Origin of the sequence: Pseudomonas triclosanedens (genome assembly GCF_026686735.1) — a bacterium.
GTDB lineage: Bacteria > Pseudomonadota > Gammaproteobacteria > Pseudomonadales > Pseudomonadaceae > Pseudomonas > Pseudomonas triclosanedens.
The window spans coordinates 2,756,703-2,781,057 of record NZ_CP113432.1 but is presented as its reverse complement, the minus strand read 5'-3'; the positions used below and the strand labels follow the sequence as shown (position 1 = coordinate 2,781,057).

At 66.3% G+C, this 24,355-nt stretch carries 15 protein-coding genes and 1 pseudogene; 5 read left to right on the top strand and 11 right to left on the bottom strand.

Going from position 1 to position 24,355, the window contains the following annotated elements:
* Positions 1-40 precede the first annotated feature (40 nt).
* The 6 genes and pseudogenes from OU419_RS12990 to OU419_RS12965 all read right to left on the bottom strand — a co-directional run bounded on the left by OU419_RS12990 (position 41) and on the right by OU419_RS12965 (position 11,984).
* A complete protein-coding gene (locus tag OU419_RS12990; protein WP_326494075.1) occupies positions 41-2,284 on the bottom strand; it encodes a xanthine dehydrogenase family protein molybdopterin-binding subunit in 2,244 nt (747 codons plus the stop codon).
* A gap of 11 nt (positions 2,285-2,295) precedes the next feature.
* Entirely contained in the window at positions 2,296-2,754 is a 459-nt protein-coding gene (locus OU419_RS12985; protein WP_254474580.1) for a (2Fe-2S)-binding protein, read from the bottom strand.
* 257 nt (positions 2,755-3,011) lie between these two features.
* Positions 3,012-5,723, bottom strand: a pseudogene (gene mgtA, locus OU419_RS12980) (magnesium-translocating P-type ATPase); the annotation flags it as partial.
* A 139-nt stretch (positions 5,724-5,862) separates the two neighbouring features.
* A complete protein-coding gene (locus OU419_RS12975; protein WP_254474581.1) occupies positions 5,863-9,528 on the bottom strand; it encodes a translocation/assembly module TamB domain-containing protein in 3,666 nt (1,221 codons plus the stop codon).
* Positions 9,529-9,542: 14 nt separating this feature from the next.
* Complete coding sequence (locus OU419_RS12970) at positions 9,543-11,279, bottom strand: autotransporter assembly complex protein TamA (protein WP_254474582.1); 1,737 nt, start codon at positions 11,277-11,279, stop codon at positions 9,543-9,545.
* Positions 11,280-11,336: 57 nt separating this feature from the next.
* Positions 11,337-11,984: a GNAT family N-acetyltransferase gene (locus OU419_RS12965; protein ID WP_254474584.1), complete on the bottom strand. Its 648-nt coding sequence runs from the start codon at positions 11,982-11,984 to the stop codon at positions 11,337-11,339.
* Positions 11,985-12,113: 129 nt separating this feature from the next.
* Between OU419_RS12965 and xthA the strand changes: the two genes are divergently transcribed.
* On the top strand, positions 12,114-12,926 hold the full coding sequence (xthA, locus tag OU419_RS12960; protein ID WP_254474585.1) for an exodeoxyribonuclease III: 813 nt from the start codon (positions 12,114-12,116) through the stop codon (positions 12,924-12,926).
* 66 nt (positions 12,927-12,992) lie between these two features.
* On the opposite strand, the gene OU419_RS12955 is transcribed toward xthA, so the two are convergent.
* Positions 12,993-13,268: a hypothetical protein gene (locus OU419_RS12955; RefSeq protein WP_254474586.1), complete on the bottom strand. Its 276-nt coding sequence runs from the start codon at positions 13,266-13,268 to the stop codon at positions 12,993-12,995.
* 1,072 nt (positions 13,269-14,340) lie between these two features.
* Between OU419_RS12955 and OU419_RS12950 the strand changes: the two genes are divergently transcribed.
* The 3 genes from OU419_RS12950 (at position 14,341) to OU419_RS12940 (ending at position 17,347) form a co-directional block, all read left to right on the top strand.
* Positions 14,341-15,723 carry a substrate-binding domain-containing protein gene (locus OU419_RS12950; protein WP_254474587.1) on the top strand — a complete coding sequence of 461 codons (1,383 nt, stop codon included), beginning with the start codon at positions 14,341-14,343 and terminating at the stop codon, positions 15,721-15,723.
* Positions 15,724-16,137: 414 nt separating this feature from the next.
* Entirely contained in the window at positions 16,138-17,181 is a 1,044-nt protein-coding gene (locus OU419_RS12945; RefSeq protein WP_254474588.1) for a TerC family protein, read from the top strand.
* Positions 17,147-17,347, top strand: coding sequence for a hypothetical protein (locus OU419_RS12940; RefSeq protein WP_254474589.1), 201 nt, complete (start codon positions 17,147-17,149; stop codon positions 17,345-17,347). The genes OU419_RS12945 and OU419_RS12940 overlap by 35 nt, the downstream gene beginning before the upstream one ends.
* Before the next feature lie 680 nt (positions 17,348-18,027).
* Here OU419_RS12940 and OU419_RS12935 read toward each other — a convergent pair.
* Positions 18,028-19,257, bottom strand: a complete 1,230-nt coding sequence (locus tag OU419_RS12935; protein WP_254474590.1) for an acyl-CoA dehydrogenase — start codon at positions 19,255-19,257, stop codon at positions 18,028-18,030.
* A 171-nt stretch (positions 19,258-19,428) separates the two neighbouring features.
* Between OU419_RS12935 and OU419_RS12930 the strand changes: the two genes are divergently transcribed.
* The gene (locus OU419_RS12930) at positions 19,429-20,361 is read left to right on the top strand and encodes a LysR family transcriptional regulator (RefSeq protein WP_254474591.1); all 933 of its coding nucleotides are present in this window, start codon (positions 19,429-19,431) and stop codon (positions 20,359-20,361) included.
* A gap of 719 nt (positions 20,362-21,080) precedes the next feature.
* Here the strand turns inward: OU419_RS12930 and OU419_RS12925 are convergent.
* The 3 genes from OU419_RS12925 to OU419_RS12915 all read right to left on the bottom strand — a co-directional run bounded on the left by OU419_RS12925 (position 21,081) and on the right by OU419_RS12915 (position 24,341).
* The gene (locus tag OU419_RS12925; RefSeq protein ID WP_254474592.1) at positions 21,081-22,208 is read right to left on the bottom strand and encodes an acyl-CoA dehydrogenase family protein; all 1,128 of its coding nucleotides are present in this window, start codon (positions 22,206-22,208) and stop codon (positions 21,081-21,083) included.
* A 20-nt stretch (positions 22,209-22,228) separates the two neighbouring features.
* The gene (locus OU419_RS12920; protein ID WP_254474593.1) at positions 22,229-23,413 is read right to left on the bottom strand and encodes an acetyl-CoA C-acyltransferase; all 1,185 of its coding nucleotides are present in this window, start codon (positions 23,411-23,413) and stop codon (positions 22,229-22,231) included.
* A 157-nt stretch (positions 23,414-23,570) separates the two neighbouring features.
* A complete protein-coding gene (locus tag OU419_RS12915; RefSeq protein WP_254474594.1) occupies positions 23,571-24,341 on the bottom strand; it encodes a 3-hydroxyacyl-CoA dehydrogenase in 771 nt (256 codons plus the stop codon).
* Between the last annotated feature and the right edge of the window lie 14 nt (positions 24,342-24,355).

Genomic DNA, 24,355 nt, shown 5'->3' with positions numbered 1-24,355 from the left:
GTGAACGAGAGAAGGCGCGCCGGCGCCCTCTCCGGTTACCTCACGCCTGCAACTGGCTGGCGATCGGCAGGCTGCGGATGCGCTTGCCGCTGGCGGCGAACAGCGCGTTGGCCAGCGCCGGCGCCAACGGCGGCACACCGGGCTCGCCAACGCCGGTAGGCGGTTCCGCCGACGGTACGATGTGGACCTCCACCTTGGGCATCTCGTTGATGCGCAGGACCTGATAGTCGTGGAAGTTGGACTGGTCCACCTTCCCATCCGTGAGGGTGATCGCGCTGTGCAGCGCCGCCGACAGGGCGAATCCGATGCCGCCTTCCATCTGTGCCCTGATCACATCCGGATTGATCGCCAGGCCACAATCCACCGCGCACACGACGCGGTCGACCCGGAAGCTGCGGTCTGCCTTGCAAGTCACCTCCACCACCTGGGCGACGAAGCTGCCGAACGACTCGTGCACGGCAATGCCGCGCCCACGCTGCTCGCCCTCGGCGCCCTTCTCCAGCGGCGCCTGCCAGTTGGCCCGCTGCGCCGCCAGATCCAGCACGCCGCGGTGGCGCGGATGCTTGTCCAGCAGTGCCCGGCGGAACTGGTACGGATCCTTGCCGGCGGCGATGGCCGCTTCATCGATCAGCGTTTCGGTGGAAAACGCCGTGTGGGTGTGACCGACCGAGCGCCACCACTGGGTCGGCACCGTCACGTTGTCGGCCAGCGCCTGTTCGATGCGCAGGTTGGGCACGGTGTACGGCAGGTCATCCGCGCCTTCCACGGCGATCTTGTCCACGCCGTCCTTGACCAGCATCTTCTCGAACGGCGTGCCGACGATGAACGACTGCCCTACCAGCCGCTGCTCCCAGCCCACCAGGTTGCCCGAGGCATCCACCGCCAGCCGCGCGCGATGCAGGAACGCCGGGCGATAGTAGCCGGCACGGGTATCGTCCTCGCGGGTCCAGACCATCTTCACCGGCGCCTTGATGCCCTGGTCATGGGCGGCCTTGGCGATCGCCACCGCTTCCAGCACATAGTCCGAATGCGGGTTGGCGCGGCGGCCAAAGCTGCCGCCGGCATACAACTGGGTAATCGTGACTTTCTCGACGGGCACGCCCAGCAGTTGCGAGACCGCCATCTGGTCGCCGGTCTGCCACTGCTCGCCATTCCAGATCTGGCAACCGTCGTCCTTGAGTTGCACCACACAGTTCAAGGGCTCCATCGCTGCATGGGCAAGGAACGGGAACTGGTACTCCGCCTCGATCAGCTTGGCCGGCTGCTGCAGGGTCTTGTCCACGTCGCCGTCGTTGCGCGCCACCAGGCCGGGCTTGCTGGCCAGCTCGCGGTAGTGCGCGAAGATTTCCTTGCTGCCCAGCTTGAACGCCTTGCTCTCATCCCATTCGACCTGCAGTGCGTCGCGTCCCTGGCGGGCGGCCCAGGTGTTCTTCGCCAGCACCGCGACCCCGGCGGAGCGCGACGGGCTGCCGGCGAACTCCACCACCGCGACCACGCCCGGCACCGCCTTGGCCTTGCCGGCATCGACCTTGGCCGGCACCCCGCCGAAGCGCGGCGGATGGGCAACCACGGCCACCAGCATGTCCGGAAGATGGATGTCCTGGGTGAATACCGCAGAGCCGTCGGTCTTGCCGTTGCTGTCGGTCCGCGCCAGCTTCGCCTGGCCGATCAGCCTGAAGTCCTTTGGATCCTTGAGCTTCACCTCGGTCGGCAACGGTTGCTTCGCCGCCGCGGCGGCCAACTCGCCGAAACCGGCCTTGCGCCCGGAAGCGGCATGGGTCAGCACGCTGTCATGCACCTCGATCTGCTCTGCCGGCACCTGCCATTGCGCCGCGGCGGCCGACACCAGCATGGCGCGGGCGGAAGCTCCGGCCTTGCGCATCTGCTCGAAGGAGTTGGCCATCGCATTGCTGCCGCCAGTCCCCTGCAAGGTGCCGAACGCCAGGTTGGCGTAGCGCTTGGCATCGGCAGGCGCACCCTCCACGCGCACATGCGCCCAGTCGGCATCCAGTTCCTCGGCCACCAGTGTGGCCAGGCCGGTATAGCTGCCCTGGCCCATCTCCACGTGCTTGGCGATCACTGTCACCGTGCCATCCGGGGTAATGCGCACGAAAGCGTTGGGTTCGAAATCGGCGGCCGCCTGCGCCTCGCCGAAATGGCCGAGCAGCGGCGCGAAGTAGACGCCCAGCGCCAGGCCGCCAGCGCCGCGCAGAAAGTGCCGACGGCTGAAATTGAAGATGCCGCGTTCGTGCGTCTGGTCCTGATCGATGCGGGTATCGAGCATGTCGGTTCTCCTCAGGCCAGGGTCTTGGCAGCGTCGTGAATGGCTTCGCGAATCCGCGCATAGGTGGCGCAGCGGCAGATGTTGCCGCTCATCGCGGTATCGATGTCGGCATCGCTGGGGGCCTTGTTCGAGGCCAGCAGCGCAGTGGCCGACATGATCTGCCCGGACTGGCAATAGCCGCACTGCACCACGTCCAGCCGCCGCCAGGCTTCCTGCACCGCCTTGCCGGCGGGCTGCTCGGCCACCGCCTCGATGGTGATGATTTTCTTGCCCTCCACCGCCGCCAGGGGGGTGACGCAAGAGCGTGTCGGCTGACCGTCGATGTGCACCGTGCAGGCACCGCACAGCGCCATGCCACAGCCATACTTGGTGCCGGTCAGCCCGGCGACGTCGCGCAGGGCCCAGAGCAGCGGCATTTCGCCGGGCGCGTCGAGTTCATGGTCCTTGCCATTCAGGTTCACGGTAATCATCTGCGAGTTCACCTCTTTCGCGGGTGATGGGGGGAGCCGGAGCCGACAGGTTCCGTCACGGATGGATTCAGCCTAGGCGCAAGGCCCGGCACACGCCGCGACGATACGTCAGGAAAGCGCCGAGCGGTTTGCCTGGTCCTGCGCAGACTTGCCTGAAACTGCCCGGCGAGGCTCCCCTGCGAGCCTCAGGCCGCCCTCGAATCGGCGTGGGCGCCCAGCGGCAGCGTTGCCCGCGCCGCCGGCCGCTCGCTGCGATCCCAGCCATAACGTCGGGCGAACCAACCTTTTACCGCCTGTGTCAGCACCATGTACCCCAGCAGGATGCCCGCCAGCCACGGCCAGTAGGCCAGCGGCAGCGCCTGCATGCGGAACGAATGCGCCAGCGGCCCCATCGGCAGGAACACCGCCACCGCGACGATCAGCAGCGTCATCCCCAGCAACGGCCACGCCGCGCGGCTCTGCAGGAAGGGAATGCGCCGCGTGCGGATCATGTGCACCACCAGCAGCTGCGAGATCAGCCCTTCGACGAACCAGCCGGACTGGAACAGCGCCTGGTGCTCCGGCGCATTGGCGCCCAGCGCGAACCACAGGACCAGGAAGGTAGCGATATCGAACAGCGAGCTGACCGGCCCGAAGAACACCATGAAGCGCCCGAGCCCGTCCGGGTTCCACTGCTGCGGCCGGCGCAGTTGTTCCTCGTCGACGTTGTCGAAGGGGATGGCGATCTGCGACAAGTCGTAGAGCAGGTTCTGCACCAGCAGCTGCAACGGCAGCATCGGCAGGAAGGGAATGAAGGCGCTGGCCACCAGCACGCTGAACACGTTGCCGAAGTTGGAGCTGGCGGTCATGCGGATGTACTTGAGCATATTGGCGAAGGTCCGGCGCCCTTCGATCACCCCCTCCTCCAGCACCATCAGACTCTTTTCCAGCAGGATCAGGTCGGCCGCCTCCTTGGCGATGTCCACCGCCGAGTCCACCGAGATACCGATATCCGCCGTGCGCAATGCCGGCGCGTCGTTGATACCGTCGCCCAGAAAGCCCACCACGTGCCCGCGCTCGCGCAGCACGCGCACCAGGCGTTCCTTGTGACCGGGCGTGAGCTTGGCGAACAGCGTGGTGTGCTCGGCCAGCTCGCCCAGCGCCGCGTCGTCGAGGCCGTCCAGTTGCGGCCCGACCAGCACGCCCTCCACGGCCAGGCCAACATCGCGGCAAACCTTGAGGGTGACGCGCTCGTTGTCGCCGGTCAGCACCTTCACCGCCACACCGTTGTCCGCCAGTGCGCGCAGTGCCGGCGCGGTAGTTTCCTTGGGCGGGTCGAGGAAGGCGATGTAGCCAGCCAGGCACAGCCCCGCCTCGTCGGCCACGCTGTAGCTCTCGCGGGTGGTCGGCAGCTCGCGGGTCGCCACCGCGACCACCCGCAGGCCCTCCTGGTTGAGTGACTCGGCAACGGCGCGGATGCTCGCCAGGCGTTCGCCGTCCAGCGGCTCGACATCACCGGCGGCTTCGACCGTGACACAGACGTCGAGCACTTCCTCAAGAGCGCCCTTGCAGATCAGCAGGTGGTGATCGTCATGTTCGCTCACCACCACCGACATGCGACGACGGGCGAAGTCGAAGGGAATCTCGTCCACCTTGTGGTAGCGGCTGTCCACCCGCAGCGCGTGGCGCAGCTCGACATGTTCGAGCACAGCGACGTCCAGCAGGTTCTTCAGCCCCGTCTGGTGGTGGCTATTGAGGAAGGCCAGTTGCAGGACCCGGTCCTGGGCATGGCCGAAGGCATCGGTGTGCCGCTCCAGCACGATGCGGTCCTGGGTCAGGGTGCCGGTCTTGTCGGTGCAGAGGATGTCCATCGCGCCGAAGTTCTGGATGGCGTCCAGGCGCTTGACGATGACCTTGCGCCGACTCAGCGCCACCGCGCCCTTGGCCAGGGTCGAGGTGACGATCATCGGGAGCATTTCCGGGGTCAGGCCGACAGCGATGGACAGCGCGAACAGCGCGGCCTCCAGCCAGTCGCCCTTGGTGAAGCCGTTGAGCAGCAGCACCACCGGCGCCATCACCAGCATGAAGCGGATCAGCAGCCAACTGACCTTGTTCACCCCGGTCTGGAAGGCGGTCGGCGTCGGGTCCGCCGCGATCACCCGCTCGGCCAGCGAACCGAAGTAGGTTCGCGCGCCAGTGCCCACTACCACCGCCTGCGCCGATCCGCTGATTACGTTGGTACCCATGAAGCACAGGTTGTCGCGCTCCAGAGGGTTGCCCTGGCGGGCATCGCGAAGCTGTGGAAACTTCTCCACCGGCAGGGATTCGCCGGTCAGCGCCGCCTGGCCGACGAACAGGTCCTTGGCGCTGAGCAGGCGCACATCCGCCGGCACCATGTCGCCCGCCGACAGCCACAGCATGTCACCCGGCACCAGTTCGCGGATCGGCACTTCCAGGCGCAGCGCAGCGCCTTCGTTCTCCTCGCTGCGAAACACCGTCGCGGTGTTGCTGACCATCGCCTTCAGGCGTTCCGCCGCACGGTTCGAGCGCTTTTCCTGAACGAAACGCAGCAGCGTGGAAATCGCCACCATGCTGCCGATCACCACGGCGGCCTCGGCGTCCTCGGTAAGCCAGGAGATCGTCGCCAGCACGCTCAGCAACAGATTGAAGGGGTTGCAGTAGCAGTACCACAGGTGCATCCAGGCACCGATCGGGCGGTCCTGTTCCACCTCGTTCGGCCCCTCGCGCAGCAACCGCTCCCGGGCCTCCACCTCGCTCAGACCTTCGCGTCGGCTACCCAGCCGCTCCAGCGCAGCCTGCGGTTCGAGCACCGACCATTCCAGCAGCGCACTGGCCAGGGGCGGCGACGCATGACGGCCCGCCGCCGAGCCACGCAGCAGGTCGCGCGCGGCCAGACGGCGCAACTGGCGGGCCGGGAAGCCCTTGTTGATGAATTCGAGCAGGTGGGTCCTGATGAGGTCCAGACGCATGGCGATTCCCCTTTTCCACCACGACATTCGATGGCAGGGGAAGTCTGTTCCCGGTTTCTTAAGACGCCATGAAGGCCATCGGAATGAAGCCCGGGACTTTCCGACAGCGCCCTGTCGGGGGCGCGTGTCGGGCCTGGGGTCAGAAATCCCGTTTGTAGAAGATGTCCAGGGAGCTGGCCAGGCCACTGGCCGCTTCGAGATAGACCTTCTTGCTCAACAGGTAGCGCAGGGCGATGGTGTTGGCCGGCTCGAACACACCAACCCCGTAGCGCAGGCTCAGGCGGTCCGACAACTGGCCGCTGGCGACCACGCTGGTCTGGTTGCCGGTACCTTCGGTGTCCAACTGGAAGTCCTTGATGCCCAGGCGCTCGGCCACCTCGCCGGTCAGCGGCGCGCTGCCGGCCAGCCCCAGGGCCAGCGCGGCCTCGCCGAGCATGTTGCTGTCTTCGCCGCTGCTCATTGGCCGCCCCAGCACCAGGTACGACAGCGCCTGCTGCTGGCTCATCGCCGGCTCCGAGAACACTTCGCTGCGCGGCTGGTCGGCGCTGCCGGTCAGGCGCAGCCCGGCAATCACGTCGTCGACCTTGCGGATCGCCTCGATGTCCAGGTACGGCTGGTCGATGGGGCCAGCGAACAGCAGCCGTGCGCGGCGGATGGTCAGCTTCTGCCCGTAGGCCCGATAGCGGCCATTCTCCAGGCGCAGCTCGCCACGGGTGTCGAGGTTGTCGCCAACGTGCACCTGCCCCGCCAGCTCGGCGCTCAGGCCAAAGCCGGTGAAGGTCAGCTTGTCCTTGCCGACGATCACATCGATGTCCATGTTCAGCGCGGTCGCGGTTTTCTGCTCCTGTTGCTGGCCGACCACCACCGTGTCATCGGAAACCTTCACCGTCGAGGGCGGCAGTTGGCGGATGGTGATCGCGCCGCTGGGCACCTGCACCGTGCCGGAAATCGCCAGGCGCTCGCCGGCCATGCGGATCGCCAGGTCCGGCTCCACTTCCAGCTCCGCGTAGGGGTCGACAGTCACCGGCAGGCGGTTGCCGCGGATGTTCAGGTCCACATCCAGCGCGTTGCTCCAGGCGATGCGCCCGGACAGGTTGCCGCTGCCATGTCCGCCGGCGGTCCAGTTGCCGCTGAGGTCCACCTGTTCGCCGGCGATTCGTGCGTCCACCTGCAAATGCTCCAGGCGGGTCGGCAGGTCGCCGCCGGAAATTTCGCCATCGCTCAGGCGCAGGTCGCCATCCACCCGTGGCGCCAGCAGGCCGCCGGAAATCCGCCCGTTGCCGTTGAGGCGGCCCTTGAGCGTGTCCACGGCGGGCACGAAGGGCCGCGCGATGGACAGGTCCAGCCCGTTGAGGCTGAAGCTGCCGCTCAACGGCTTGGCGCGCGGGCGCGGGTCGAGCTGCACCTGGGCGTCGAGCGTGCCCAGGCGTTCGCCGTGGAATTGCAGGCTGGTGTCGATGCGGCGCGGCGTCAGGCGGCTTTCCAGTTGCAGGCTCTGGTAGGGGAAATCCACCCATTCGTCCTGCTCTTTCAGGCGCAGCGTGCCGCTGCCGGCGTTGAGCAGGATCGACCCGTTCGGGCCGCTGGCCGGCAGGTCCAGCTGAACGTCGCCGTCCAGTTGCCCGCGCCAGGCGAAGTCTTCCGGCAGCCAGCGCGCCAGGCTGTCCAGCGGGAATTGCCGCAAGTGCAGGCGCAGGCGTGGGTCGGGCAGCAGGCGCTGGTCATCGGCGCACAGGCTTGCCGGCCCCGAAGCCCAGCAGTGTGCCCCCAGGGTCAGGCGGCCATCGGCCAGGCGCTCCAGCTTCGCCGGCTGTTGCAGGCGCCAGTCCTGCCCGCCGCTCTGCACGTCGCCCTGGGCGAGGCGTCCGCGCCAGTCGCGGCCATTCCAGGTGCCGTCCAGCCCAAGGGCCAGGACGACCGGCTTGCCTTGCAGATTCAATGTCGCCTGCTGGCGCTGGCGGTCGCCGCTGCCCTCCAGACGCAGGGTGCCCAGCGCGGTGTCGCCGCTGCGCAGGCCCTGCACCTGCAAGTCCAGCCGTCCACGCTGGGCGGCATCCAGGCGAGCATCCAGGGTCAGGTTGCGCAGGCTCTGTTCGGCATAGGCGACGCGCTGGCCGTTCAGTGTCAATTGCCCCTGTGGAGCTTGCAGGCTGCCGGCCAGGTCCAGGCGACCGCCCAGTTGGCCGGAGAGTTGCGGCCACAGTTGGCCCAGCCGGTTCAGCGCCAGGTCCAGCCGTCCGGTCAGGCGCTGGTCGAGCGTGGCCTGCCCGCTGATGCGGTTGTCGCCCAGTTGCAGCAGCAGCTCATCCGCCTTCCAGGCTTGCCCCTGCCCTTCGGCGCGCGCCTTGAACAGCGCCGGCTGGCCTCGCAGGCGCCCTTGCAGGTCGAGGGTCGCGGACAGGCTCAGTTCGTCGCCCTTGAGCGAACCCTGGCTGCGCAACGGGCCGGCCAGACGGCCGGGCATCTGCTCCAGCCAGTAGGCCGGGTCGAGGTCGCGCAGGTCCAGCGCCGCATCCCAGCTCAGAACGTCGGCGAAAGCCAGACGCAGATGTCCTTCGGCCTTGCCCTGCCCGGCCACCAGTTGCAGCGACGGCAGGAAGACTTCCGACAGGTTGCCCGAAACCGGGCTGGCCAGGGTGAAGGCGCCCGCCGGGCCGGTCAGCGCGGCATCGAAATTGCCCAGGTAGGCGCCGTCGCGGTACTGCACCTCGGCCTTGAGGCCATGCAGGTTCACCGGCGGTTCGTCGATCTGCGGGTACAACCGGCGCCAGGGGAAGTCCAGCCAGTCCAGCCGGGCGTCGGCGGCAAAGCCTTCCTGCCAGTCCAGGCGGCCACTCACACCCACCCGCTGGTCCTTCGCGGCGCTCAGGTCGAGTGCGGCGATGTCGGCACCCTGGGCGTCGACACGGCCGCGCAAGGTCAGCACCACCGGGGCATCCTCGGCTGGCAGCAGCGCGGCGCCTGCGATGTCATAGCCCTTTTTCAGGTCGCCGCTGGCATCCAGCCGCACCTGGTTCAGCGTCAGGGTGTCGGGCAGCGAGGCGTCCGCCTTGAAGCCGTCGGCCACGACCTGCGCCCTGGCCGGCAGGTTCTCCGCCAGCGGCTGCACGTCGCCCTGCAGTTCGCCGGCGAGGTAACCGCTGCTCTGCGCTTGCAGCTTGAGATGACCTTGCAGCTCACCTTCCACCTGCAACTTCAGCGACCACGGCTGAGCGCCCGGCGCCGGCAGTTCGAGCTGCCCCTCGGCCTTCAGCGGCCAACCCTGCGACGGCTGCAGCAGCCCGGCGAGCGACAGGCGCAGATCGCCACGCGCCAGGGTCGCCGACTCGATGTGCAGCCCTTCGCGATCCCAGTGCGCGACCAGGTTGGCGTCGCGCAGTTGCTCCTGGTCGTCGAGTACCAGGCGCCCAAGGCGCACATCGCCGAGTTCCAGCGACAACGGCAAGGCGAGGCTCGGAAGCTCGATGGGCGCGGTGGATTCGCCCGGCTCGCCGGGTGGCAGCATCAGCAGCACCTGGTTCGCCGCCACCCGCTCCAGGCACAGCGTCATGCGCAGCAGGCAGCTCGGCGACCAGGCGATGTCCGGCGCGTCGAGCACCACCCGAGTGGCGCCATCGCTCCACTCCAGGCGCTTGGCGGTGAATGCCGCGCCCAGCCGGCCACTGAAGGCTTCCACGCTCAGCCCAGGCACCCAGCGCAGCGCCGTGCGGCTGCCCGCCTCGGTGCCCAGCAGCGCTGCCAGCGCCACCACGAGCAACAGAACAAGCCCCAGCAGCGCACCCAGCACGCCACGCAACGTTCGCATCCAGCCTGCGCGACTCACAGTTCAGGCCCCATCGAGAAGTGAATACGGATGCCACCGTCCTCATCCAGGCCGTCGGCGAGGTCCAGGCGCAGCGGGCCAACCGGGGAAATCCAGCGCACGCCGATGCCCACGCCGGTCTTGATCGACGGGAAGTCCAGCGAATTGAAGGCATTGCCCTGGTCGACGAACGCCGCCAGGCGCCAGCGCTCGGCGATGGGGTACTGGTACTCGACGCTCCCGGCGACCATGTAGCGCCCGCCGATGCGGTCGCCATCGGAGTTCTTCGGCGACAGCGTCTGGTAGTCGTAGCCGCGCACGCTCTGGTCGCCGCCAGCGAAGAAGCGCAGCGATGGCGGGATCGACGAGTAGTCGCTGGTGGCGATGCCGCCGAGCTGGATCCGGCCGAGCAGGCGCTGGCCGCCCCAGAAGCTGGTCAGGCCCTTGGCCATCGCATTGACGTGGGCGACGTCGGCATCGGCCAGCAGCCCCTGCTTGGCGCCCTTGACTTCGAATTGCAGGCGATAGCCGTGGCTGGGGTCGATCTTGTTGTCCGCCTGGAGAATCGAGTAACCGATGCCCGGCATCAGGAAGCTGCTCAGGCCAGAGTCGTCGCCCAGCTTGTATTCCTCGCGCTGCCAGTTCAGCGAGACGACCCGCTGCCAGCCGCTGTCGAGCTTGTGGTGCCACTCGCCGCCGAGGGTGAGCAGCTTGCTCTCGGTGTCCACCAGGTCTTCGTACTGGTAGCCGCTGGTGAAGCGCAGCTTGTCGGTCAGCGGCGGGTCCAGGGGGACTTCGTACCAGGCGCCGATATTCTGCCGTGGCGCGGAAAGCTCCGCCTCCCAGCCCAGGCTATGCCCCTGGGGGTTGACCCAGTGGCGCGTCCAGGTGGCCCGCGCGCGCGGCCCGACGTCGGTGGAGAAACCAAGGCCCAGGCCCATCGTGCGCGGCTTGCGCACTTGCAGATGGACGTTAACCGGGATCACGTCGGCGTTGCTCTTGTTGCTCTGCGACGGCGCGGCATCGACGCGCACGCCATCGAAGTAGCCGCTCGATTGCAGCGACTGGTTCAGGTCGGCGATCAGTTCCGAATCGTAGGGCGTGCCGTCCTTGAACGGCACCATGCGTTGCAGGAGCTCATCGTCGAACGGGTAGTCGCCGCTGAATTGCACCTTGCCGAGGGTGGAACGCGGCCCGCTGACATACACCAGCTCGATGTCGGCGACGCCGGCGGCAGGGTCGACACGCAATTGCTGCCGGGTGAACTGCCCACTGAAGAAGCCAAAGCGCGACGCCTGATTCTGGATCAGCCGCTTGGCATCCTCGTAGGCGCCGTGGTTGAGCTGCGCGCCGGGCTTGAGGGCATCGCCACCCGGTATGCGAAAGCTCTTGAGCCTCGCCGCCGGCCCTTCCACGCGGACGGTCACGTTGCGCAGGCGCGCCGGTTCGCCCGGCGTCACATTGAGGCGCAGGGTGGGCGGCTGCTCGTCACGCACCCGGCTGCGAATGCGCGCCTGGTAGTAGCCAAGCGCCTGTGCGGCCTTGCGTGCCTGTTCTTCGGTGGTGCGCCGCATGCGCCGCAACGCCGCCTCGTCACGCTCGCCAAGGCTGCCCACGTAGGCCTCGATGTTGGCCTTGAGCGCAGCGTTGGCGGGGGTGATTCGTACGTCGAGCCGGGCCTCCGCCGCCAGCGCCATCCGCAGACAAAGCGCCATGACCAGCAGCAGCCCAAGCAATCCTTGGACAACTCTCATGGCGCGAAATGCTAGCACGGGAAATCCACGAAAGGCCCGCGCAAGGGCTGTAGCCCGCTAGCCGCCGCCCGCCAGGGATGCCTCCGGGCGCGGGTTGGGATGAAACAGCACATGCTCGCGGATCGGCCCCAGCGCAACCTCCCCCAGCTCCTGGTAACCATGCCGCTGGTAGAACTCCAGGTAGCGCGCATTGCCGGTATCCAGCACCAGCCCCTGGGAACCTCCGTCCTCCGCGCACCAGGCGTGCAGCGCATCGAGCAGTCGCTCGCCCAGGCGCTTGCCCTGGAACTCCGGGTGCACGCCCAGCAGCGGCAGAATGTGATACGGGCCCGGCGGCAGGCAGCCAAGCACCGCAGCGTGATAATCCAGGTAACGCCGTGTGCAGCCCAGCCCGGTTGTCAGCAGCATGCGCATGCGCCAGGCCCAGCTTTCGGTGATGTCCAGCCTGCGCTGTGGCGGGGCGATCAGTGCCACGCCAACCAGGCGTTCCTCGATCAGCAGGCCGATGGCCGGCAGGTCTTCGAGGAAATGCCGGTTGACCAGTTCCCGCACCGTGGCGCGCACGCGCTGGTCGAAACCGGGGCGATCGGCGTCGAACAGGTAGGCGAAGGTGGGCTCGTGTCGGTAGGCGTGGTAAAGCAGGGAACGGACTTCGCGGCTGTAGCCGCTGTCGAGCAGCCGGACTTCGGCAACGGTATCAGGCATGCAGCCCCCTATTCTTATGGTCTCTTGTTATGGTCGGCATCCCACTGCGGAACACTAGCAGCGAGCCATCGGGGTCGCCAGGATTCACCGCCTTGGGCTAGCATCGTGATTTTTGCGAGGGCGTCCTGGATGAAAATCGTCTCCTTCAATATCAATGGCTTGCGAGCACGTCCCCACCAACTGCAGGCCGTCATCGAACGTCATCAGCCGGATGTGATCGGCCTGCAGGAAACCAAGGTCGCCGACGACCAGTTCCCCCAGGCGGAAATCGAAGCCCTCGGCTATCACGTGCACTACCACGGACAGAAAGGCCACTACGGCGTCGCCCTGCTCTCGCGCCAGGAGCCGCTGGAACTGCAGCGCGGCTTCCCCAACGACGGTGAAGAGTCGCAGCGGCGCTTCATCTGGGGCACCTTCAAGGATGCCCAGGGCCAGCCAGTAACTGTGATGAACGGCTACTTCCCCCAGGGCGAAAACCGCGACCATCCGGTGAAATTCCCGGCCAAGCAGCGTTTCTACGCCGACCTGCAAGCCCTGCTGGAAAGCCGCTTCCAGCCCAGCCAGCCGCTGGTGGTGATGGGCGACATCAACATCTCGCCCGAAGACTGCGACATCGGCATCGGTGAAGAGAACCGCAAGCGCTGGCTGAAGACCGGCAAGTGCAGCTTCCTGCCGGAAGAGCGCGAGTGGCTGGCCCGCCTGAAGAACTGGGGCCTGGTGGACAGCTTCCGCCTGCTCAACCCCGAGGTGAACGACCGTTTCAGTTGGTTCGACTACCGCAGCCGCGGATTCGAAGACCAGCCCAAGCGCGGCCTGCGCATCGACGTCATCCTCGCCTCCGAAGCGCTGCGCAGCCGCATCGCCGACACCGGCGTGGACTACGACATCCGCGGCATGGAAAAACCATCGGACCACGCGCCGATCTGGCTCCGCCTGAGCTGAGCAGGAAACACCCGCCCAGAAGAAAGGCTGCACTCGCAGCCTTTTTCCATGCGCTTCGCTTGCCGGTCAGGGCGTGGCCGGTGCCAGCAGCTCGCTCACTTTCGGCTCGAAGTACGCGACTTTCAGCGGGTACTCCTGGCCCAGCAGCTTGCCCTGGCCGAACCAGACGACACTGTTCTGACGCAGCGTCAGGCCATCACCGTCGAATTCGAACAGGCTGCCCTCGCTGGAGCTGAAGGCGAACAGATCGGCGTCCAGCCGCAGCACGCGGTAATTCGTGCCGGCGCGCGGCAACTGAGCCTTGACACGCTCCAGATACACCGGCGCAAGCCGGGTGAACAACTGGCGAGCCTGTTCACGGCACTCGGGGACGGTCCGTCCCAGGCGCCGCTGCAGCTCCGCCGCGATCAGCGCATAGATGTCGGCATTGACCCCGGGCCAGCGTCAGCTTCACCGGCAATACCAGCGACAGTGCAGCCGGCTCGATGCGCAGGGCCGGCTCGTTCGAGTGCTGGGCGGCCTCTAGTCCTGAGATACTCCTGACGCGAGCTGGTGCTGCGCGCACTGGTGCAAAGGAAAGGTTGAAGGGGGGTGAGGGTTTCTAGCCGGCTGGTTGCCTGAGTCGCCGCGAGAGTCTGGAGGGGTACGGCCCGAATCGGCAGGGCTGTGCCGCCTCGGCGGGGCTCGAACGCGTGTAGGGGAAGCAGAAGCAGACCTTTGCGCGGGCCTTGTGCCAGCGGAAACGGTTGCGGGTGTGTGCGAGCAGCCGGAGGTAGGCTTCGGCCTCGGGCTGGCGCACGCGGCTTTTGCCGCCTAGCGCCCGGCCATTGGAGAAGAAGGGCCGGGCATCGCCCTTGCGTGGCCCGAAGATGGGCGCGCGGTTGCTGCGGCGAACGTTGAAGAAGGTGAAAGGAAGGCGAACAACGAGTCTGGGGAGCTGGTTGTTGGGACCTCTCCAGAGGCGGCTGAACATATTAAATGGCTCACACAATTCGATGAGCCCATGCTATGAAGGCGCTCTTCCTCAGAAACCCAGCGAATCCCGAGATACTCGCAGGAATATTCCCTATTCAGAAGTTCGCCAACTTGAATGGCGCTGTCGTCCCCTCCTCTTTTCGGTCGGTAGAACTCAATAAAATCAGCAGGCTTGCGTATCGCGCGCTGGCCAGGCGATGCCGCTGCCTGCTTTCTTCGCGCCTTTCATCACGCCCCTGCCGACGCCCAGCGTGAAGGTTGCCGCCCGGCAAGCCGGACGATTGGCCAATGCTGCGCGGAACCTCCGGTCCTGCGCCACGCCGGGGTACCGGACGCCGCTCTGCAACGGCGTGACCGCCGGCTCGGTGGGCCGTCACTTATCTGAAACCTTTCCGTCTTACGCTGCCGCGCATCGCAAACCTTTCAGGGAAGTCGTTTCATGTTGCACGAGTCGCCCCGGCGTGGCGCGGAAGCCTGGCCCATCACCATTGCCTGGCTGGTCATCGGTTTCGCCTGCTATGCGTTCCCCTGGCAGGCCTTCGCCGCCCTCCCATCCTCGCAAGGCGGTGAGCCGGTGTTGCGCATCCAGGGTTCGAATACCATCGGCGCGCACCTGCTGCCGGAGCTGGTGAAGGGCCTGATGGTGGAGGAAGGTTTCAGCGAGGTGAGCAGCGAGCCGGGCAAGGCGGATAACGAGCAGCGCATTCGCGGCCGTTCGGCCAATGGCCGGGAAGCCATCGTGGAGCTGGCCGCACACGGTTCGAGCACCGGCTTTGTTGCGTTGAAGGACAACAGCGCGGAACTCGCCGCGGCATCGCGCCCCATCAAGGACGCGGAGGCCGCCGGGCTGTCGGCCTCGGGCAACCTGCGCAGCGCGAAGGCCGAGCACATCATCGGTATCGACGGCCTGGCGATCATCGTGAATCCGGCCAACCCGCTGACGGAGCTGACGTCGGACAATCTGGCGCGCATCTATGCCGGCGAGGTGAAGACGTGGGAGGAGCTGGGCGGACGCGGCGGCGAGATTCATCTGTACGCGCGGGACGATAATTCCGGCACTTTCGATACCTTCAAGGAGCTGGTGCTGGCCAGCCACGGCAAGGCGCTGGCCGGCACGGCGCGGCGCTTCGAGTCGAGCGATCAGTTGTCGGCACAGGTGAGTACTGACCCGCAGGGCATCGGTTTCGTGGGGCTGTCGTCGATCCAGAAGGCGAAGGCGCTGGCGATTGCCGACGGCGAGTCGCTGGCGATGCCGCCCTCTGCGGCGCTGATCGCCACGGAGGACTATCCGCTGTCGCGCCGGCTGTTCCTCTATATGAAGCCGGAGGAAAGCAATCGCTGGGCGCGTGCGCTGCTGCAGTTCGCCCAGGGCGACCAGGGGCAGGCACTGGTGAGCGCGAACGGGTTCGTCGGTCAGCGCGTGCGCGCGGTGAAGATGGAGCCGAACGCGGGCATGCCGGAGCCTTACCAGGCGCTGGCCCGTGATGCGCAGCGGCTGTCGGTGAACTTCCGCTTCCGCGAGGGCAGCGCGACGCTGGACAACAAGGCCCAGCGCGATCTGGATCGCTTGCTGGCGTACTTGCAGCAGCACGGCAAGATGAACAAGCAGGTGGTGCTGGTGGGCTTTGGCGATCCGAAGCAGGACCCGGCACGCGCGGAGCTGCTGTCGAAGCTGCGGGCGATGGCGGTGCGCCGCGAGCTGGCCAAGGATGGGGTGATGTTCCGCGAGATCAGCGGGATGGGTGCCGCACTGCCGGTGGCGGCGAACAGCGACACGGACGGCCGGGTGAAGAACCGCCGTGTCGAGGTGTGGGTCTACTGACCCTCGGCGGGGGCGAGCCGCGCCCCGACCTGCGCATCGAAACACGCCGGTTGCAGGCGCATGTGGTGGCCGGGCAAGCGGCCTTGCCCGTATTGCCAGGGCACCAGGCCATTCTCCGGCGTGCAGCCGAAGCGCTTGCCAGGCAGCTCGGCGCCAGGCGGGCGAGCAGCCGCCCCGCTTCGCTGTGCGCCTGCCCTGGGGTGAGAGCCGCGCCATCGTCTGCCGTTCAGTGAATCCCTGAGCAAGGCAGGACTACTCTTATATATGTCCTGATCCGTAGGAATTTGTTACGAGCGTCGTTTTTCCAGCATTACGCCGCTCTGCTATGTTTCGCCTGTGACGCCGGGCCCCTCTGACGGTCGCCAACCGCCATGTCGGAGTCACTTTCGACAACGACACTAAGGGAGGGGCCACATGACAGCTCTGCACGCCTTTTTGACCGAACCATTCCTCGGAACCGCCACCTGGTTCTGGCTGGCCTTCCTGGCCATCGTCATCACTCTGCTCGTACTCGACCTGGGCGTTCTGCAACGCGATCACCATGAGATCGGCGTGCGCGAAAGCCTGATGCTTTCCGCCGGCTACTTCGCCTGCGGTCTGGCCTTCGGCGGCTGGGTCTGGTACGAGTTCGGCCCCACCAGCGCGGTGGAGTACTACACGGGCTTCCTGGTCGAGCAGTCGCTGTCGATGGACAACGTGTTCGTCATGGCGATGATCTTCGGCTTCTTCGGCATCCCCCGCCGCTACCAGCACCAGGTGCTGTTCTGGGGCATCCTCGGCGCCATCGTGATGCGCGCGCTGATGATCGGCCTGGGCGCCGCGCTGGTGAAGGAGTTCGAGTGGATCATGTATGTGTTCGGCGCCTTCCTGCTGTTCAGCGGCGTGAAGATGCTGTTCTCCAGGCATGAGGCCGAACCGGACTTGGCGAACAACCCGGTGCTGAAGTTCCTGCGCAAGCACATCCGCATGACCGACAAGATCCATGAGCACCACTTCTTCGTGCGCATGCCGGACGCCTCGGGCAAGGTGGTGCGCTATGCCACGCCGCTGTTCCTGGCGCTGATTCTGATCGAACTGGCCGACCTGGTGTTCGCGGTGGACAGTGTGCCGGCGATCTTCGCTATCACTCAGGACCCGTTCATCGTCTATACCTCGAACATTTTCGCGATCCTCGGCCTGCGTGCCCTGTACTTCTCGCTGGCGGCGATGATCCACCGCTTCGTGTACCTGAAGTACGCTCTGGCGCTGGTGCTGGTGTTCATCGGTACGAAGATTTTCCTCCACGGCTTCATCGGCAAGTTCCCCGCCGCCCTGTCGCTTGGCGTAACCTTCGGCCTGCTCGCCGGTGGCATACTGCTATCGTTGATCAAGACACGTCGTACCGGCGAGGAACCGCTGGAGATCGTGAGCCAGGAGAATATGCATGCAGGCGCTGGAGGTGAGGATCGAGGCCGTTGAGTTTCGCGGCCACGCCTATTGGCAGGTCCGCCTCGGACGACGCGCGCTGCGCTTCCCCCACGAGGCCGCCGCCCGCGCCTTTGCCGCCCAGTTGCATGTAAGGCGGCAGTGGTGGCTGACGCAACAGGCGGCAGCGGAACTCCCGGAGTCCTCACCCGAGCAGTAAGACGACAAGGCCAGCGCAAGCTGGCCTTGTTCGTTGGGCGCCGGATGTTTTGCCCGGTGTTGGGTATGGCTTTTGTAGGATGGGTGGAGCGCAGCGATACCCATCGGTGGGTGGCGGGCCAGGTGTTGTGTGCGGTTTTTCTGGTGGGTGCACTGGGGCTTTGTTGTTTGGTGGGTATGCCTGGCTTTGGAGTGGCGTGGGAGATTTTGTTTCGCCCTCCCGGGCGAGTCACTTTCTCAATCGCGAGAAAGTAACCAAAGCGCTTGCCCCTGCATCCGGGTCCGGCTGCGCCGGACTTCCCTCGATCCATCGAAGTTTCAGGGGCACGCGTCGACGGGCCATCCGTGGCCCGGCGACGCTCTCGCGGCTTCCATGCCGCTCAACCCCTGAGCCTCCGATTCCTCTCGGCCTCCTGAAGGGGCGCTCGGCGTGTGCGGGCGGGTCTCTGGAAGTCCCAAGAGCAAAAGCTCTCACGTCCAGCGGACTCAGCCCGCGATACCCCTGGTAGGGCGAATAACGCGCAGCGTTATCCGCCTTCCTACGGAAAGCGGTGCGACGCACGGAGCAGCCAAAGCCGGGGCGCGGATGGGGTCCGCTCCTGTGGGACGGTAATGACCTCTGCTTTCGAGGCCCCATGAAAAAGGCCCGCATGTGCGGGCCTTTTTCGTTTCGGCGAGCGGTCAGCGGCTGCTGCGCATCGCGTCGCGCGGGACGTATTTGCCGATTTCGAACTTGCCGATGGCGGCACGGTGTACTTCGTCCGGGCCGTCGGCCAGGCGCAGGGTGCGCTGCATGGCATACCAGTAGGCCAGCGGGAAGTCGTTGGAAACACCGGCGCCGCCGTGCATCTGGATGGCGCGGTCGATCACTTGCAGGGCAACGTTGGGCGCCACGACCTTGATCTGGGCGATCTCGCTCTGGGCGATCTTGTTGCCGGCGGTGTCCATCATGTAGGCGGCATTGAGGGTCAACAGGCGAGCCTGGTTGATCTCGATGCGCGAGTTGGCGATGTGGTCGATGTTGCCACCCAGGCGGGCCAGCGGCTTGCCGAAGGCGGTGCGGCTGACGGAGCGCTTGCACATCAGTTCCAGCGCGCGCTCGGCCATGCCGATGGAGCGCATGCAGTGGTGGATGCGGCCTGGGCCGAGGCGACCCTGGGCGATCTCGAAACCGCGGCCTTCGCCGAGCAGTACGTTCTCGTAGGGTACGCGGACGTTCTCGAACAGTACTTCGGCATGGCCGTGCGGGGCGTCGTCGTAGCCGAACACCGGCAGCGGGCGGAGAATCTTCACGCCGGGCGCGTCGGTCGGCACCAGGATCATCGAATGCTGCTGGTGGCGCGGTGCGTCCGGGTTGGTCAGACCCATGAAGATCATGATCTTGCAACGCGGGTCGCAGGCGCCGGAGGTCCACCATTTGCGGCCATTGATGACCCACTCGTCGCCATCGCGCACGGCGTTGGCCTGCATGTTGGTGGCATCCGAGGATGCAACGCCCGGTTCGGTCATGGCGAACGCGGAGCGGATCTCGCCGCGCAGCAGCGGTTCGAGCCAGGTGCGCTTGTGCTCTTCGCTGCCGTAGCGCACCAGCACTTCCATGTTGCCGGTATCGGGCGCTGCGCAGTTGAACGGCTCGGAGCCGATCAGCGAGCGGCCCATGATTTCGGCCAGCGGCGCGTATTCCATGTTGGTCAGGCCGGCGCCCAGTTCGGACTCGGGCAGGAAGAGGTTCCACAGGCCCTCGGCCTTCGCCTTGACCTTGAGGTCTTCCATGATTTGCGTGGGCTGCCAGCGGTCACCCTCGGCCACTTGCTCCTCGAATACTTTCTCGGCGGGATAGACGTAGGCTTCCATGAACGCGGTGAGGCGCTCACGCAGGTCCTGTACCTTGGCGGAATAAGCGAAATCCATGAGTGGCTACCTTCTGGCGGCTGTTGATGTATGTCGTGGTGGTGATGCTAGATCAGCCGGGAGGATTTACCCAGCCTATTATCCGAATCAATGAACATTCATAACCCGTATGGACCTGCGCTTTCGTTCGGGTATGATCGGGGCCAGAACAAATACAAGCGGAGCCCTGGAATGAACCTAAGCAAGGTCGATCTGAACCTGTTCATCGTCTTCGATGCGATTTACACCGAAGCCAACCTGACCCGCGCCGGACAGATCGTCGGCATTACCCAGCCCGCTGTCTCCAATGCCCTGGCCCGCCTGCGCGAAACCTTCAATGACCCGTTGTTCGTGCGTACCGCGCAGGGCATGGTGCCTACGCCGATGGCGCAGAACATCATCGGCCCGGTGCGCAACGCGCTGCAGCTTCTGCGCGTCTCGGTGCAGGAGAGCCGCACTTTCACGCCGACCCAGGCGAGCAAGACCTACCGCATCAGCATGACCGACCTCACCGAGGCCATCGTGCTGCCGCCGCTATTCCAGCGCCTGCGCCGCCAGGCGCCGAACGTGCACATCGAGAGTTTTCTCTCCAAGCGCCGCGAAACCACCAAGGAGCTGGCCGCTGGCCGCCTGGACTTCGCCGTGGACGCGCCGCTGAACACCGACCCACAGGTGCGCCACGTGAAGCTGATGGAGGACCGCTACGTCTGCGCGATGCGCCAGGGCCACCCGCTGGCCAAGGAAAAGGTGACGCTGGAGGAATATCTGTCGGTGGCGCATATCCAGATTTCCAGCCGCCGCAGCGGCCTGGGCTACGTCGATCTGTCGCTGGGCAAGATGGGCCTGCAACGCAAGATCGCCCTGCGCTCGCAGCACTATCTGATGGCCTCCACCGTGGTGCAGCAGACCGACATGGTGGTCACCGTGCCGGAGCGCTTCGCCCGCCACCACGGCCTGCATTTTGTCGACCTGCCGGTGAATGACGTGCCGAAGCTGGAGACTCATATCTACTGGCACGAAAGCACCGACCAGGACCCGGCGAACCGCTGGATGCGCGAGCAGATCATCGAGCTGTGCCAGCAGGTAACGGCGCGGGAAGCCCGCGAGGCCGCAGAGCGCGCCTGAGGTTTCGGGCGATGCCGGTCGATGGGTATCGCTTCGCTCCACCCATCCTACGAAAAGCCATACCCAACGCCGGGCAAAACATCCCGCGCACAAACGAACAAGGCCAGGCGGATAACGCTGCGCGTTATTCGCCCTACCGGGGGTATCGCGGGCCGAGTCCTACGGACGTGAGAGCTTTTGCTCTTGGGACTTCCAGAGACCCGCCCGCACACGCCGAGCGCCCCTTCAGGAGGCCGAGAGGAATCGGAGGTTCAGGGGTTGAGCGGCATGGAAGCCGCGAGAGCGTCGCCGGGCCACGGATGGCCCGTCGACGCGTGCCCCTGAAACTTCGATGGAACGAGGGAAGTCCGGCGCAGCCGGACCCGGATGCAGGGGCAAGCGCTTTGGTTACTTTCTCGCGATTGAGAAAGTGACTCGCCCGGGAGGGCGAAAAAAAATCTCCCACGCCACTCCAAAGCCAGGCATACCCACCAAACAACAAAGCCCCAATACACCCACCAGAAAAACCGCAGACAACACCAGGCCCGCCACCCACGATGGGTATCGTTTCGCTCCACCCATCCTACGTTTGCGGCTTGGCCGGTCTACTGGTCGGGGCGCGGATAGGGTCCGCTCCTGCAAAGACACTACGTCCCGATGCCTTCCCCCAAGCCACCGGCAGACCCCGCCCTGCCGAAGTGCCTGTCCAACGAACAGGCCGGGGTCTGCCGGCGAACCCTTCAAAGACTCCGCGCGATGACCAGCCGCTGCACGTCGCTGGTGCCTTCGTATATCTGGCACACGCGCACGTCGCGGTAGATGCGTTCCACCGGGTAGTCCTGCAGATAGCCATAGCCACCGAGGGTCTGGATCGCCGCGGAACACACGCGCTCGGCCATTTCCGAGGCGAACAGCTTGGCCATCGAGGCTTCGGTCAGGCATGGCAGGCCGGCTTCGCGCAGGCTGGCGGCGTGGTGGACCATCTGCCGGGCCACGGCGATATCGGTGGCCATGTCGCTCAGGCGGAAGGCCACGGCCTGGTGCTGGATGATCGGCTTGCCGAAGGTTTCGCGCTCGTGGGCGTAATCACGGGCGTACTCGAACGCGGCGCGGGCCATGCCCACCGCCTGCGAAGCGATGCCGATCCGCCCGCCCTCAAGGTTAGCCAGGGCGATGGCATAGCCCTGGCCTTCTTCCCCCAGCCGATGACTGGCGGGAATGCGCACATCGTCGAAAGCGATCTGGCAGGTGTCGGAGGCGTGCTGGCCGAGCTTGTCCTCGACGCGCACGACACGGTAGCCAGGAGTATCGGTGGGGACGATGAAGGCGCTGATGCCCTTCTTGCCCGCCGACGCGTCAGTCACGGCGAAGACGATCACCAGCCCGGCATGGCTGCCGGAGGTGATGAACTGCTTGCTGCCGTTGAGCACGTAATGGTCGCCATCGCGGCGCGCGCGAGTCTTGAGGAAGCTGGCGTCGGAGCCGGCCTGCGGCTCGGTCAGGGCAAAGGCGCCGATCATTTCGCCACGGGCCAGGGGCACCAGGAACCGGCGCTTCTGCTCGTCGCTGCCGAACTTGGCGATAGGCATGCAGCCCACGGAGTTGTGCACGCTCATGATGGTCGAGCAGGCGCCGTCGCCGGCGGCGATTTCTTCCAGCGCCATCGCGTAGGCCAGGTGCCCGGTCTGCGCGCCGCCCCACTCCTCCGCCACCAGCATGCCGAGGAAGCCGAGGTCGGCCATTTCCTTCAACGCTTCGGCGGGGAAACGGTGCTCGCGGTCCCAGTCGGCGGCGAAGGGTCGGAGGCGTTCCTGGGCGAACTGGCGGGCGACGTCGCGGATCTGGATGTCTTCTTCACTGGGAATCATGGAATTCTCCTGGGATCGCCTCAGCTCAGCCGCTCGACCGCGATGGCCGTGGCTTCGCCGCCACCGATGCACACCGAGGCGATGCCGCGCTTGAGGTCGTACTGCTTCAGCGCCGACAGCAGGGTCACGATGATCCGCGCGCCGGACGCGCCTATCGGGTGGCCAAGGGCGCAGGCGCCGCCGTGGACATTGAGTTTGTCGTGGGGGATGTCCAGTTCGCGCATGGCGGCCATTGCGACCACGGCGAAGGCTTCGTTGACCTCGAACAGGTCGACCTCGCCCAGCCCCCAGCCGGTGCGCTGCAGAAGGCGGTTCACCGCGCCCACCGGGGCGGTCGGGAACAGATTGGGTGCATCGGCGAAGGATGCGTGGCCACGGATCGCCGCCAGCGGCGTGAGACCTCGTTGCTCGGCTTCGGACAGGCGCATCAGCACCAGTGCCGCGGCGCCATCGGAGATGGAGCTGGCGTTGGCGGCGGTGACGGTGCCGCCGTCGCGGAATGCTGGCTTGAGGGTCGGAATCTTGTCCGGCCGGGCCTTCGGCGGCTGTTCGTCCTGGCTGACTTCGCGGGTTTCCTTGCCGGCCTTCACCGACAGCGCGACGATCTCGTCGGCGAAGCGCCCTTCGCTCATGGCCTTCTGCGCGCGGGTCAGGGAGGCAATGGCGTAGTCGTCCTGCTGCTGGCGGGTGAAGCCGTAGCTCTCGGCGCAGTCCTCGGCGAAGGTTCCCATCAGGCGGCCCTTGTCGTAGGCGTCTTCGAGGCCGTCGAGGAACATGTGATCGAGCACCTTGCCGTGGCCCATGCGGTAGCCGCTGCGGGCGCGTTCCAGCAGGTACGGGGCGTTGGACATGCTTTCCATGCCACCGGCCAGGGCCACGCGGGCGCTGCCGGCGAGCAGCGCGTCATGGGCCATCATCGCGGCCTTCATGCCCGAGCCACACATCTTGTTCACCGTGGAGCACGGCGTGCCGCGCGTGAGCCCGGCGCCAAGCACGGCCTGGCGCGCCGGCGCCTGGCCCTGGCCGGCGGAGAGCACGCAGCCGAGCACGGCTTCATCCACTTCTCCCGCTCCCAGGCGGGCACGCTGGACGGCGGCGCGAATGGCGGCCGCACCGAGGGTGACGGCGTTGACGTCCTTGAAGTCGCCAAGGAAGCCGCCCATTGGCGTGCGGGCGGCACTGACGATGACGATGGGATCACTCATGACTCTGTCCTCCTGTGGAGCCTGTCCGTAATCTGCCTGCGCTTGTCCAGTCAGCGTTGGAGACAGGCTCGAAATGCTCATTTGCAGTTGCAAACTGCGCTTTCTCGCCGGCCTCCGCCTTGACTGGCCGGCGCTCGGCGAGATTCCGAACAGACTCCTACTTCGCGGCCATGCGGATGGCGCCGTCGAGACGGATCACCTCGCCGTTGAGCATGCTGTTCTCGATGATGTGCCGGGCCAGCGCGGCATATTCGTCCGGGCGCCCCAGGCGCGGCGGGAACGGCACGCTGGCGCCGAGGGAGTCGCGCACTTCCTGGGGCATGGCGGCCATCATCGGCGTCTCGAAGATGCCGGGGGCGATGGTCATCACGCGGATGCCCGAACGGGCCAGTTCGCGGGCGATGGGCAGGGTCATGCCGGCCACCGCGCTCTTGGAGGCGGAGTACGCGGCCTGGCCTATCTGGCCATCGAAGGCGGCCACGGAGGCGGTGTTGATGATCACCCCGCGCTCGCCACCGGCGTCAGGCTCGTTGCGCGACATGGCTTCGGCGGCCAGGCGCAGCATGTTGAAGGTGCCGACCAGATTGATGTTGATGGTGCGGGCGAAGCTTTCCAGCCCATGCACGCCGTTGCGGCCCAGGACTTTCTCGGCAGGCGCGACGCCTGCGCAGTTGGCCAGGCCGTGCAGCGCACCGAAGGCGTCCAGCGCAACCTGCACTGCGGCCTTGCCGTCGGCCTCGCTGCATACGTCGGTACGCACGAAGCGCGCGTTGGCCTCGCCGAGCTCGGCAACCTGCGCCGCCCCGGCCTCGGCATTGACGTCGGCCAGCACCACCCTGGCGCCGGCGCCCACCAGCATTTTCGCGGTGGCCGCGCCAAGGCCGGAGCCGCCGCCGGTGATGAGGAATACCTTGTTCTGGATCTGCATGGAATCTCTCCGCT